Origin of the sequence: Qingrenia yutianensis, from assembly GCF_014385105.1 — a bacterium.
In the GTDB taxonomy this organism is placed as follows: domain Bacteria; phylum Bacillota; class Clostridia; order UMGS1810; family UMGS1810; genus Qingrenia; species Qingrenia yutianensis.
Genome location: NZ_JACRTE010000004.1, coordinates 211,823 through 224,410, shown reverse-complemented (window position 1 = coordinate 224,410; position 12,588 = coordinate 211,823). Strand labels below are relative to the sequence as shown.

The 12,588-nt window shown below is 44.2% G+C and carries 12 protein-coding genes; 4 read left to right on the top strand and 8 right to left on the bottom strand.

The features are described from left to right. Nucleotides 1–38: 38 nt before the first annotated feature. A complete protein-coding gene (gene secE / locus H8706_RS05300; RefSeq protein ID WP_178348067.1) occupies nucleotides 39–254 on the bottom strand; it encodes a preprotein translocase subunit SecE in 216 nt (71 codons plus the stop codon). 47 nt (nucleotides 255–301) lie between these two features. After that, nucleotides 302–451: a 50S ribosomal protein L33 gene (gene rpmG, locus H8706_RS05295; protein ID WP_178348068.1), complete on the bottom strand. Its 150-nt coding sequence runs from the start codon at nucleotides 449–451 to the stop codon at nucleotides 302–304. Nucleotides 452–674: 223 nt separating this feature from the next. Between rpmG and H8706_RS05290 the strand changes: the two genes are divergently transcribed. From H8706_RS05290 to nrdG, 4 genes are all read left to right on the top strand, one after another. Continuing rightward, nucleotides 675–1,313 carry an O-methyltransferase gene (locus tag H8706_RS05290; protein WP_262431776.1) on the top strand — a complete coding sequence of 213 codons (639 nt, stop codon included), beginning with the start codon at nucleotides 675–677 and terminating at the stop codon, nucleotides 1,311–1,313. Nucleotides 1,314–1,337: 24 nt separating this feature from the next. Then, nucleotides 1,338–2,585, top strand: coding sequence for a peptidase U32 family protein (locus H8706_RS05285; RefSeq protein WP_262431775.1), 1,248 nt, complete (start codon nucleotides 1,338–1,340; stop codon nucleotides 2,583–2,585). A 265-nt stretch (nucleotides 2,586–2,850) separates the two neighbouring features. Next, nucleotides 2,851–5,028 carry an anaerobic ribonucleoside-triphosphate reductase gene (nrdD, locus tag H8706_RS05280; RefSeq protein ID WP_262431774.1) on the top strand — a complete coding sequence of 726 codons (2,178 nt, stop codon included), beginning with the start codon at nucleotides 2,851–2,853 and terminating at the stop codon, nucleotides 5,026–5,028. Between the two features lie 69 nt (nucleotides 5,029–5,097). Then, a complete protein-coding gene (gene nrdG / locus H8706_RS05275) occupies nucleotides 5,098–5,661 on the top strand; it encodes an anaerobic ribonucleoside-triphosphate reductase activating protein (protein WP_262431773.1) in 564 nt (187 codons plus the stop codon). 48 nt (nucleotides 5,662–5,709) lie between these two features. Here the strand turns inward: nrdG and guaB are convergent, their stop codons facing one another. From guaB to H8706_RS05245, 6 genes are all read right to left on the bottom strand, one after another. Further along, on the bottom strand, nucleotides 5,710–7,170 hold the full coding sequence (gene guaB, locus H8706_RS05270) for an IMP dehydrogenase (protein WP_394354526.1): 1,461 nt from the start codon (nucleotides 7,168–7,170) through the stop codon (nucleotides 5,710–5,712). A 97-nt stretch (nucleotides 7,171–7,267) separates the two neighbouring features. Next, the gene (ileS, locus tag H8706_RS05265; protein ID WP_262431821.1) at nucleotides 7,268–10,000 is read right to left on the bottom strand and encodes an isoleucine--tRNA ligase; all 2,733 of its coding nucleotides are present in this window, start codon (nucleotides 9,998–10,000) and stop codon (nucleotides 7,268–7,270) included. A 113-nt stretch (nucleotides 10,001–10,113) separates the two neighbouring features. Further along, complete coding sequence (locus tag H8706_RS05260) at nucleotides 10,114–10,587, bottom strand: DivIVA domain-containing protein (RefSeq protein ID WP_262431771.1); 474 nt, start codon at nucleotides 10,585–10,587, stop codon at nucleotides 10,114–10,116. A gap of 11 nt (nucleotides 10,588–10,598) precedes the next feature. Further along, a complete protein-coding gene (locus H8706_RS05255) occupies nucleotides 10,599–11,369 on the bottom strand; it encodes a YlmH/Sll1252 family protein (protein ID WP_262431770.1) in 771 nt (256 codons plus the stop codon). Next, on the bottom strand, nucleotides 11,369–11,806 hold the full coding sequence (locus tag H8706_RS05250) for a cell division protein SepF (RefSeq protein ID WP_262431769.1): 438 nt from the start codon (nucleotides 11,804–11,806) through the stop codon (nucleotides 11,369–11,371). The genes H8706_RS05255 and H8706_RS05250 overlap by 1 nt, the downstream gene beginning before the upstream one ends. A gap of 69 nt (nucleotides 11,807–11,875) precedes the next feature. Next, nucleotides 11,876–12,553 carry a YggS family pyridoxal phosphate-dependent enzyme gene (locus H8706_RS05245; RefSeq protein WP_316636507.1) on the bottom strand — a complete coding sequence of 226 codons (678 nt, stop codon included), beginning with the start codon at nucleotides 12,551–12,553 and terminating at the stop codon, nucleotides 11,876–11,878. Between the last annotated feature and the right edge of the window lie 35 nt (nucleotides 12,554–12,588).

Genomic DNA, 12,588 nt, shown 5'->3' with positions numbered 1-12,588 from the left:
AACAAAAGCCGCTTTATTTAATGCGGCTCTCCTTCCGTCTATTTTATAAATTTGAACAATCCAAACTGGAACAGCGAGTCCAAACCGTAAATAAACAATCCGACTAAAATTACCAATGCAAGGACAATGAGAGTATTATTTATAACCTGTTTACCCGAGGGCCAAACAACCTTTTTCAACTCGGACTTAACCTCTTTGAAAAATTTTGACGGTTTTTTGATTTTAGCCTTTTTCTCGTTAACTGCCTCTGCCATAACATTCACCTCAAATCTAAAAATTCACGCCTGAAATAAGTAAAATACTACTTTGTTTCTTTGTGCAAAGTGTGTTTTCTGCAGAAACGGCAATACTTTTTCATTTCCAATCTGTCAGGGTCGTTTTTCTTATTTTTCATTGTATTGTAATTTCTCTGCTTGCACTCTGTGCACGCCAATGTAATTCTTGTTCTCATTGTGAAAACTCCTCCTTAATACTAATGCGGCATATATCTTTGAAATGCTAAATTTAAGCATAAAAAAAAGACATCCTAATTGCCAGCATAAAAACTATATCATAACTTATGGCGGTTGTCAAGTGTTTTTGTTAATTTGGGGCAAAAAAATTGACATTTTGTTAAAAGTGTTATAATATAATTATATATTATCTTTTCACAAATTGCAAGGATTGATTTTAAAATGAACATAAGCTACGATTACATAACCGACTATATATGCAAAACCCTGCCCGAAAGCACGGGCCTTTTAAAGGAAATGGAGGACTACGCGAAAGCGCATTACGTGCCGATTATTCAAAAGGAAACAATGCACTTTCTGCGTTTTGTTATGTCGGTTCTGCGCCCTGAAAAAATTCTCGAAATCGGCACGGCAATAGGATATTCGTCGCTGATTTTTTCGGAATATTTAAAAGAGGGCGGAAAAATCATCACGGTTGAGCTTGACTCGGACACGGCAAGCATCGCGCGTGAAAACTTCAAAAAGGCGAAAAACACCTCAATCAAGCTTATCGTGGGCGACGGCGCGGACGTGCTTCTTAACACAAACGAGCAGTTTGACGTTGTTTTTCTCGACGCGAACAAATCGCTTTATCTGCACTCACTGCCCGACATAAAGCGGATTTTGAAAAAAGGCGGCGTGCTGATTGCGGACAATGTGCTCTACAAAGGTATGGTTGCGTCGGACGAGCTTGAAACGTTCCGCAAAAAGACGCTTGTTAAAAATCTTCGCGATTTTTTGCACGAAATTTCAAACGACGGCTGTTTTACAACGTCAATTTTGCCAATCGGCGACGGAATTTCGGTTTCATATTATAAATAGGATAAAAATTTTAAGGAGAACATTATGGAAAAGGTTGAACTTCTTGCGCCGGCAGGGTCGCTCGCAAAGTTAAAATATGCGCTTGTCTACGGCGCGGACGCGGTTTATATCGGCGGTGAAGAATTTTCGCTCCGCGTTGCGGCAAAAAATTTCACCGCGGACGAAATAAAAGAGGGCATAGATTTTGCCCACAATCTCGGCAAAAAAGTGTATATCACGGCGAACATCATTCCGCACAACGGCGATATTAAAAAATTTCCCGAGTTTGTCCGCGAGGTTGACGCTCTCGGCGCCGACGCGATAATTATTTCCGACCCCGGAATGTTTGCGCTTGCAAAAAAGTGTGCGCCCCGTCTTGACATTCACATCAGCACGCAGGCAAACAACACAAACTTTGAAAGCGCGAAATTCTGGCACTCACAGGGCGCGAAACGCGTTATTCTCGCGCGCGAAATGTCGTTTGACGAGATACGCGAAATACGCGAAAACACGCCGTCCGATTTGGAACTTGAATGTTTCGTTCACGGCGCGATGTGCATTTCCTACTCGGGCAGATGTCTGCTGTCAAACTATATGACTCACCGCGACGCAAATATGGGCGCGTGCGCTCACCCGTGCCGTTGGAAATATGCCTTGGTTGAGGAAAAACGTCCCGGCGAATATATGCCCGTTTTCGAGAACGAGCGCGGAACGTTTATCTACAATTCAAAGGATTTGTGTATGATTGAACGTATTCCCGAAATTATCGAAAGCGGTATAACCAGCCTCAAAATTGAAGGCCGTGTAAAAAACGAATTGTACGTCGCAACAGTGGTCAAAGCATACAGGCGCGAAATTGACGCATATTATAAGGATAAGAAAAATTACAAATTCAATCCCGAAAACCTTGAGGAGCTGAAAAAAATCAGCTACCGAGGCTACACGACGGGATTTTTCGACGAAAAACCGAAAGGCACCGAGCAGGTTTACACGTCGAGCACGTATATTCAGAATTACCAAACAACCGCAGTTGTAAAGGCGTTTGACAAGCAGACGAAAACTGTGACGCTTGAACAGCGCAACCGATTTTTCGTCGGCGATGAAATTGAGTTTTTGATGCCGAACGGCGAAAACAGAAGTTTTAAAATTACCGAAATGACCGACGCGGACGGAAATTCTATAGATGTTGCGCCTCATCCGCAGATGATTGTGAAATTTAAGGTCGATTTCGACGTTGAAGATTATTCAATCGTCCGCACAAAAGTTGATGTTAAAAATTTGAACGACAGATAATTTGTCTGTTTTTCACAAAAAATATTTTTTTATTTGTATATTTATAACGAAGGAATTACGAGCGTAATTCCTTCGTTTACCGTTTTTTGCCGTAGCGACGGCACTTTGCGCCGTTTTACAGAAAATAACAATATATAGATATTCGGTATTGACAAACACACTATATATTGTTATAATATATTCAACACGCCAAGGAAATTATTACAATTTACATAAAGAAAAGCGTTAAAGAGAGTGTTTTGTGCGTTTTGGGAGGAAAAGGAAAATGAAAATCATAAAACGAAGCGGAATTGAAGAAGTTTTCGATCCCGAAAAAATTATTATCGCGGTTTCAAAGGCAAACGAAAGCGTTGTGCCGAGTGCGAGAATGTCGGCAGTACAAATAAAGAGAATTGCCGAGGACGTTGAAAGCGCGGCGCTCAATATAAACCGTTCACTCAGCGTTGAGGAAATTCAGGATATGGTCGAGGACCAGATTATGAATCAGCGCGCATTTGACGTTGCGAGAAGATACATCACCTACCGCTATAACCGTGCGCTGGTGCGTAAATCAAACACCACCGACGAGCAGATTTTGAGCCTTATCGAGTGCAACAACGAAGAGGTTAAACAGGAAAATTCAAACAAAAACCCCACCGTCAACAGCGTTCAGCGCGACTATATGGCAGGCGAGGTTTCAAAGGATATTACAAAGCGTATTCTTTTGCCGTCCGACATTGTTTCGGCGCACGAACAGGGAATTATTCACTTTCACGACGCGGATTATTTCGCACAGCATATGCATAACTGCGACCTTGTGAACCTTGAAGATATGCTCCAGAACGGCACTGTTATCAGCGGAACGCTTATCGAAAAACCGCACAGTTTTTCCACTGCGTGCAACATTTCAACCCAGATTATCGCACAGGTTGCGTCGTGCCAGTACGGCGGACAGAGCATAAGCCTTACGCATCTTGCGCCGTTTGTGGACGTCAGCCGAAAGAAAATAAGAAAACAGGTTGAGGCGGAACTGCGCGAGATCGATGACGAGGTTACAGAGGACAAAATTTCGCAGATTACCGAAAAAAGACTCCGCGAGGAGGTTAAAAACGGCGTTCAGATGATTCAGTATCAGGTTGTAACGCTTATGACCACCAACGGACAGGCGCCGTTTGTGACGGTGTTTATGTATCTCAACGAGGCAAAAAACGAACAGGAGAAAAAAGACCTTGCGCTGATTATCGAGGAAACGCTCCGTCAGCGTTACAGAGGCGTTAAAAACGAAAAAGGCGTGTGGATTACGCCTGCCTTTCCGAAGCTTATTTACGTTTTGGAGGAGGACAATATCCACCCCGACAGCAAATATTACTACCTCACCGAGCTTGCGGCAAAATGCACCGCAAAGCGTATGGTGCCCGACTATATTTCGGAAAAAATTATGCTCCAAAACAAAATCGACAAAAACGGCGAAGGTCACTGCTACACCTGTATGGGCTGCCGAAGTTTCCTCACGCCGTATGTTGACGAAAACGGCAAACCGAAGTATTACGGCAGATTTAATCAGGGCGTTGTGACGGTTAACCTTGTTGATATAGGTCTTTCGGCAGACAAAGATTTGACAAAATTCTGGCAGATTTTCGGCGAGAGAATGGAACTTTGCCACAGAGCGCTCCAGGCGCGCCACGAACGTCTTACGGGAACCGTGTCGGACGCTGCGCCCATTCTTTGGCAGCACGGCGCACTTTTGCGTCTTAAAAAGGGCGAAACGATTGACAAATATCTCCACGGCGGATATTCCACACTTTCGCTCGGATATGCCGGTCTTTGGGAATGTGTTTATGCGCTTATCGGCAAAAAACTCACCGAGAAAGACGGCGAGGAACTCGGGCTTGAAATTATGAAAAAGCTTAACGAATATACCGCAAAATGGAAAGCTGCGGAAAATATCGACTACTCGCTTTACGGCACACCGCTCGAAAGCACAACATACAAATTTGCAAAATGTCTGCAAAAACGTTTCGGAATTGTGAAAGGCGTGACCGACAAGAACTATATCACAAACAGCTATCACGTTCACGTTTCGGAGAACATTGACGCGTTTGACAAGCTTGCACTTGAAGCAAAATTCCAGGCGCTTTCCCCCGGCGGTGCAATTTCGTACGTTGAAGTACCGAATATGCAGAACAACCTTGAGGCAGTTCTCACCGTTATGAAATTTATCTACAACAACATTATGTATGCCGAGCTTAACACAAAGTCGGACTACTGTCAGGTTTGCGGATACGACGGCGAAATTGAAATCAAGGAAAACGAACACGGCAAGCTTGTTTGGGAGTGCCCGAACTGCCATAATACCGACCAGAACAAGCTTAACGTTGCGCGCAGAACGTGCGGATATATCGGAACGCAATTTTGGAACCAGGGCAGAACACAGGAGATAAAAGAGAGAGTTTTGCACCTGTAAAATTTTAAAAATATATCTTTCGGACGTACATAAAAACTGTACGTCCGAAGTTTTGAAAGGAATTTTATCGTGAACGTTGCGGCAATTAAAAAAAATGACATAGCAAACGGCGTCGGCGTGCGCGTTTCGCTCTTTGTTAGCGGGTGCCGTCACAGGTGCAAAAACTGCTTTAACAAAGAGGCATGGGACTTTGATTTCGGCGAAAAATTCACCGACGAAACAATGGAGGAAATTATGTCCGCGCTTGACAAAGATTTTATAAGCGGACTTACAATTCTCGGCGGAGAACCGTTTGAAAATGAAAACCTCGGCGGTGTTTTGTCGGTTGTGAAAGAGTGCAGAAAACGTTTTTCGCAAAAAAACATCTGGTGCTACACGGGATTTGATTTTGCAAACGATTTTTTAAACGGAAACGGCGAAAGACATCAGAAAATAATGGATATTCTGTCCAACATCGACGTTCTTGTAGACGGCAGATTTATAGAAGAAAAAAAGGATTTGTCACTGCTTTTTCGGGGGTCGTCAAATCAAAATATAATCGACGTTAAAAAATCGCTTGCCGAAAACAAACTTGTTCCGCTCTCAGGCAAATGGGAGCGTACACCGGGAAACGGGAACATATATGAAATGTAAAAATAAAAAATTTAACCCCAAACGAAAAGTACGTTTGGGGTTTGTTTTTTATACCTGTGCGCTGTAGTTGGGCGCCTCTTTTGTGATGTAAATATCGTGGGGGTGGCTTTCTTTAAGACCTGCACCCGTAATGCGGACAAATTTGCCGTTTTCGATAAGGTCGTTAATGTTTTTCGCACCGCAGTATCCCATACCCGACCTCAAACCGCCGAGGAGCTGATAAACAGTGTCGGCAAGCGGTCCTTTGTAGGGAACACGTCCCTCAACGCCCTCGGGAACAAGCTTTTTGGTGCCCGTCTGGAAGTATCTGTCACGGCTTCCCTTTTCCATAGCGGCGAGCGAACCCATTCCGCGGTAAACCTTAAAGTTTCTGCCCTGATAAATTTCAATTTCGCCCGGGCTTTCCTCACAGCCTGCAAGGAGGCTTCCTATCATAATAACGTTCGCACCGGCGGCAATCGCCTTTGTGATGTCGCCCGAATATTTGATACCGCCGTCGCCGATAACGGGAATACCTTTCTTTTTGGCAACCTGCGACGCGTTGTAAATTGCGCTTATCTGTGGCATACCGATACCTGCAACGATACGGGTTGTACAAATTGAACCCGGTCCTATGCCGACTTTAATTGCGTCAACGCCGGCATCAATCAAATCCTCCGCCGCCTCAGCGGTTGCAATGTTTCCGGCAATGAGGTCAACGTGCGGAAATGCCTCTTTAACTTTTTTAATGCATTTGAAAATGTTTGCCGAATGACCGTGCGCCGAGTCGAGCACCAAAACGTCAACGTGCGACGCAACAAGCGCCTCAACCCTGTCGAGAACGTCGTTTGTGATGCCGATTGCCGCACCTGCAAGAAGGCGTCCGCTCGAATCTTTTGCGGAATTGGGGTATTTCACCGATTTTTCAATATCTTTAATGGTGATAAGTCCTTTAAGATTGCCGTTTTTGTCAACAATCGGGAGTTTTTCGATTTTGTGCGTCATAAGGATTTTTTTCGCCTCGTCGAGAGTTGTGCCCTCGGGCGCGGTGATAAGGTTTTCCTTTGTCATAACGTATTTAATCTGTTTTGAAAAGTCGGTTTCAAAGCGCAAATCGCGGTTTGTAAGTATTCCGACAAGCTTACCGCTGTCGTCTGTAATCGGCACGCCCGAAATTCTGTATTTTCCCATAATATTGTCGGCGTCCTCAAGCGTATGCTCGGGCGAAAGATGGAACGGGTCAACAATAACGCCGTGCTCCGACCTTTTAACCTTGTCAACCTCAATAGCCTGCGCCTCGATTGACATATTCTTGTGGATTATGCCTATTCCGCCCTCGCGCGCCATTGCAATGGCAAGCGCAGATTCGGTAACGGTGTCCATAGCGGCGCTCATCATAGGAATGTTGAGTGTAATATTGTTTGTAAGCTTGGTTGTAAGGTCAATCTCGTTGGGCAGAACGTCGCTTTTCTGCGGAATAAGCAACACGTCGTCAAACGTAAGACCTTCAAATGCAAATTTGTCGTTCATCATATACCTCCCAAAATTTAATAGAAAAATACAAAATTATATGTAAAAATTCAGAGCCGACAAAAAATCGGCATCTGAATCTTTAAAAAACCTGTTTTTATAAACTCTTTACAACGTCTGCACAGCGTTTGCACAGTGTCGGGTGGTCTTTGTCCTCACCGACCGTTGTTGAATACATCCAGCATCTTTCGCACTTTTCGCCGTCCGACACCGAAATTTTGATGTACGCACCCGTTTCCTCGCCTTTTACGCCGTCGCCCTTGCCCTCGTGAACGCAAGCGTCCGAGGTGATGAACACGGTTTTAAGCTCGTTTTCGTTTTCTTTCAGGAACGCGTACAAATCACCCTCTGCGCTGATTTCGACTTTCGCGTTGAGCGAATGACCGATAATCTTTTCGTTTCGCGCGCTTTCAAGAGCTTTGCTGACATCGTTTTTAATCGCAATAAGTCTGTCGTATTTTTCGGCAAGCGCACTGTCGTCGTATTCGCCGCAAACCTTCGGCATACCTGCAAACATAACGTGCTTTTTCGCGTCCTCTTTTGCGTGGGGCATAGCGTTCCAGATTTCCTCCGTCGTAAAGCAAAGCACCGGCGCAAGGAGTTTCACAAGCGCGTCGAGAATTTTATACATTGCCGTCTGCGCGCTTCTTCTCGCCTGGCTGTCCGCTTTTTCGGTGTAAAGTCTGTCTTTTATAATATCAAGATAGAAGTTACTCATATCAACGACGCAGAAATGGTGAATTGCGTGCTGGAGCGAATGGAATTCGTAGCTCCTGTACGCCTCGAGCGCCTTTTTGCAGAGCGCATTGAGTTTGTAAAGCGCCCAGCGGTCGATTTCGAGCATATCCTTATATTCAACCGAATCGGTATCGGGGTTGAAATCCGCGGTATTGCCGAGGATATATCTCGCCGTGTTTCTGATTTTTCGGTAGCTTTCGGAAAGCTGTTTCAAAATATCGTTGCTAATTCTTACGTCTGTTTTGTAATCGGACGAAACAACCCACAAGCGGAGAATATCAATGCCGAATTTTTTTCCGACATCAAGCGGGTCTATGCCGTTGCCGAGCGATTTCGACATCTTTTTGCCGTTGCCGTCAACAACCATACCGTGCGTGATAACCTTTTTGTACGGCGCTTTTTTGCCGAGTGCAACGCTTGTCAAAAGCGACGACTGGAACCAACCGCGGTACTGGTCGTTGCCCTCAAGGTAAACGTCTGCCGGCCAGCTTAAATTGTCACGGCCTTCCAAAACGGCATAATGGCTCGAACCCGAGTCAAACCAAACGTCCATAATATCCTTTTCTTTTGTGAAATGCTCACATCCGCACTTTTCGCATTTAGTGCCCTTGGGAAGAATTTCCGACGCGTCAAGCTCGTACCAAATTCCCGAACCTTTTTCGCTGAAAAGTTTTGATATAATTTTTACGGTTTCTTCGTTTATAAGCTCGTGACCGCACTCCTCGCAGTAGAAAATCGGAATGGGAACACCCCATTTTCTCTGACGCGAAATGCACCAGTCGCTCCTGTCCTCAACCATTTTTGTAATTCTGTCCTCGCCCCATTTGGGAAGCCAGTCAACCTCTTTAATAGCCTCAACCGCGGCTTTTTTAAACTTGTCAACCGACGCGAACCACTGCTCCGTCGCACGGAAAACAATAGGCGACGAGCATCTCCAGCAGTGGGGATACTGGTGAATAATCGGCTCGATTGCAACGAGCGAATTTGTGCTTTTAAGTTCATCTATAATTGCCGAGTTTGATTTTTCGTAATACATACCGGCAAATTTGCCTGCCTCCTCGTTCAGCACGCCTTTTGAATCGACGGGAACGATAATCGGCAAATCGTAATTCTGGCACGCAACAAAGTCCTCCGCGCCGTGACCGGGAGCGGTATGAACACAGCCTGTACCTGCGTCAAGCGTAACGTGGTCACCGAGAATTACCAAAGAATCGCGGTCGATAAACGGGTGCTTGCAGGTGATGTATTCCAAATCTTTGCCGTCAAATTCTGCGGCAATTTTGTAATTTTCAATATTTGCAGCCTTGCAGAACGTGTCAACAAGGTCTTTCGCAACAACGTAGTATTCACCGCCGACGTCAACCAAAGCATAGATAAAGTCGGGGTTTAAGCAAATTGCAACGTTTCCGGGGAGAGTCCAGGTTGTGGTCGTCCAGATTACAAAGAAGATTTTGTCTTTGTCAAAGCCCTTGAAAACACCCTTGTCGTCGTTTACGCGGAAACGCACGTAAATTGAATTTGTCTTGTCCTCGGCATATTCAATTTCCGCCTCGGCAAGCGCAGTTTCGCAGTCGGGGCACCAGTAAACGGGTTTCATACCTTTATAGATAACGCCCGAATTTGCCATTTTGCCGAAAACTTCAATCTGTCTGCCCTCAAACTGCGGCTGAAGTGTGTAATACGGGTGCTTGTAGTCCGCCAAAACACCGAGTCTTTTAAACTGTTCAGCCTGATTGTTGATATATTTCATAGCGAAATCCTCGCAGATTTTGCGGAATTCGCTCGTCGATACCTCGTCTTTTTTGATTTTGAGTTTCTTTATTGCCTGAACCTCAATCGGAAGTCCGTGCGTATCCCAGCCGGGGATATACTGCGCGCGGTAACCGTCCATATTTTTAAAACGGAGAATAATATCTTTTAAAATTTTATTCAAACTGTGACCCAAATGAATGTCGCCGTTTGCGAACGGAGGACCGTCGTGCAGAGTAAATTCCTGCTTGCCCTTGTTCTCCTCCATCAACTGCTCGTAAAGCCCTTCGCTGTCCCATTTTTTCACCATTTCAGGCTCTTTCTGAGGAAGATTTGCCCTCATAGAAAAATCGGTTTTGGGAAGATTAAGGGTTTTGCTGTAATCGAATTCTTCCACTTATAAAACAACTCCTTTTTTAAAACTGCCAAACAAAAATGTATATATAAAAATTAAAACTAATTTTTGTTTTCCTGATTTTCGCCGTTTTGAATGTTTGATTTCATAGTCTTGAGATATGTTTCAAATTCCGCAATAACACGGGATTTAAATAGTATGTAGTCGCGCTTTAACTGCTCGTTTTTCTCGGCGCTTTTCTGCATTTCGGCGTTGGCATTTTTTATAATGTCCTCCGCCTTTTTGTTTGCGTCCTCAATGATAAGGCGCGCCTTTTCCGACGCATTATTGCGCACTTCCTCGCTCGCGCTCTGCGCAACCAGAAGCGTGCTTTGCATTGTGTCCTCCATTGATTTGTAATGGTCAACCGCGTCCGAAAGAGTGTTTGTCTTGTCCTTTAACGCGATATTTTCGCGGTAAAGCTTTTCGTAGTCAGCCAAAACAAGCTCCATAAACTTGTCTACGTCGGCTCTGTTGTATCCGCCGACCGCGGATTTTATAAATTTTTTACTTTCAATATCAAGCGGAGAAAGCACCTTAAATCACCTCATACATAATATTTAACGCAAATACGGCGTTTATTCTTTTTAGTGAGCGGAAAATCGGTCAAAATTATGCCCTTGCCGAAACCGCGCACCGTCAAAACATCATTATTTGAAACCTGCTTTGACAAATTTTTTTCACATTCATAGTTTAGAAAAACTCTGCCCTCTGTGATAAGAGCGTCCGAAACCGCGCGCGATTTTGAGCAAAACGCGCTCACAACACAGTCCAGCCTTAACGACGTCACGGTTTTTGTCACTTCGTCAAATTCGCGCTCGCCGTCAAAATCAAAATCGCCGTCAAAAATTTCGCATTTAACGTTTGCGCGTGCAATTTTTTTAAGTTCCAACTTGAGAAAATCGGCAATATCGGCATCCGCAAACATAACCGCAAAATCGGATAAAATCATAATATCCCCTATTTTTTCGCGTTTAATTCCGAGCGAAAGCACCGAGCCGAGATAATCTCTGTGTTCAAAAACGCTTTTGTCGCGCGTTGAAATTTTAAGCTTAACAAGCGGAAAATCATCTTTTCCGCACTCGCCGAACGCGAAAATTTTCCTTTCCGCGCCGTCGTATCCGCCGAATGACGAATAATTTTCAAAATGCGCCGACGAAAGCTTTTTTTCAAGCAAAATCGCGTCGGCAGGCGTCAGAAACGGCGTAAAACTTACGCTGTCCGAAAATTCGCTTTTTTTAATTCTGTCAAAAATGAGCGAAAACAAATTTTTGCGTTCAATGCCGTCTATGCCCGACAAAAATTTAAGCTTGTCCATTATTCGGCGTCAAAAAGGCCGTGCATTTTAAGCTCCTCGCCGAAGTCGCCCATAATGCCGACATTGTACGGCGCGAGAAGCAAAATTCCGTTTGAAACCTTCTGCATACTGCCGTCCAGCGCATAAACCGCACCGCTCAAAAAGTTTACAATCTTAACCGCAACGTCCTTGTCAAGCTTTTCAAGGTTGACAACAACGGGTTTTTTCGACTTCAAATGATCGGCAATTTCCTGCGCGTCCGAATAAGCGGTCGGCTGAATGATAACAACCTTAAGCTGTGTGGTTGTGTGAATGTTAACCACTTTATTTTTGCGCGACGGTGTGAAAGACGGGCGCTGTTCCTCCCTTTCTTCGGGCATAACCGCGTCTATCGCCTCGTCGTTGTCCTCACTGCCGAGTCCCAGAAAATTTGTAACCTTGTCCATAAAGTTTGCCATAACACCAATCTCCATTTCAAATATTTTACTTTTATGAAAAAATTTTATGTTAAAATTTAATGTTTTAATTTACTCTTTAAAAATTTTCGAGCCTATGCGCACAATGTTTGCGCCCTCCTCCGCCGCAACGGTGTAATCGGAGCTCATTCCCATCGACAAATAGTCCATACTAATATTATTATATTTTTTTCGCGATATGTCAACAAAAATTTTATATAATTTTCTAAAAATTTGACGAATTTCGTCCTCGGACGCAAATTTCGGCGCCATTGTCATAAATCCGCGCACCTTTACCGACGAAAATTCTTCAATTTTTTCAAGTATCGGCAAAATTTCGCCCTCGCTCATACCGCTTTTCGACTCTTCGCCCGAAATGTTAACTTCGAGCAGAATATCAGTCGTAACATTTTGCTTTTTTGAAAGACGTTCGATTTCTTCGGCAAGTTTTAACGTGTCAACCGAGTGGATAAGCTTTGTTTTGCCGATTATGTATTTTACTTTGTTTGTTTGAAGATGCCCGATTATGTGCCATTTAACGCCCGGAATTTTGTCGTATTTTTCCATAAATTCCTGAACCCTGTTTTCGCCGAGGTCGCAAATTCCCTCATTTACGGCGCACATAATGTCGTCAACCCCGACGGTTTTTGTCACGCCGAGAATCGTCACATCTTCATAATTTCTGCCCGACCTTTCACACGCCGTTTTAATGTTTTGCCTTACTTTTTCTATGTTTTCAGCAATACTCAAAATCCGTCAGCTCCCGATTAAAAATTTTTTGAAAC

What these genes read in the sequence shown, in the direction of transcription:
- H8706_RS05250 (WP_262431769.1), bottom strand. Translation starts at nt 11,806, where the DNA reads ATGGCAAACTTTATGGACAAGGTTACAAATTTTCTGGGACTCGGCAGT.
- H8706_RS05290 (WP_262431776.1), top strand. Translation starts at nt 675, where the DNA reads ATGAACATAAGCTACGATTACATAACCGACTATATATGCAAAACCCTG.
- nrdD (WP_262431774.1), top strand. Translation starts at nt 2,851, where the DNA reads ATGAAAATCATAAAACGAAGCGGAATTGAAGAAGTTTTCGATCCCGAA.
- secE (WP_178348067.1), bottom strand. Translation starts at nt 254, where the DNA reads ATGGCAGAGGCAGTTAACGAGAAAAAGGCTAAAATCAAAAAACCGTCA.
- guaB (WP_394354526.1), bottom strand. Translation starts at nt 7,170, where the DNA reads ATGAACGACAAATTTGCATTTGAAGGTCTTACGTTTGACGACGTGTTG.
- H8706_RS05255 (WP_262431770.1), bottom strand. Translation starts at nt 11,369, where the DNA reads ATGGACAAGCTTAAATTTTTGTCGGGCATAGACGGCATTGAACGCAAA.
- H8706_RS05285 (WP_262431775.1), top strand. Translation starts at nt 1,338, where the DNA reads ATGGAAAAGGTTGAACTTCTTGCGCCGGCAGGGTCGCTCGCAAAGTTA.
- rpmG (WP_178348068.1), bottom strand. Translation starts at nt 451, where the DNA reads ATGAGAACAAGAATTACATTGGCGTGCACAGAGTGCAAGCAGAGAAAT.
- ileS (WP_262431821.1), bottom strand. Translation starts at nt 10,000, where the DNA reads ATGAGGGCAAATCTTCCTCAGAAAGAGCCTGAAATGGTGAAAAAATGG.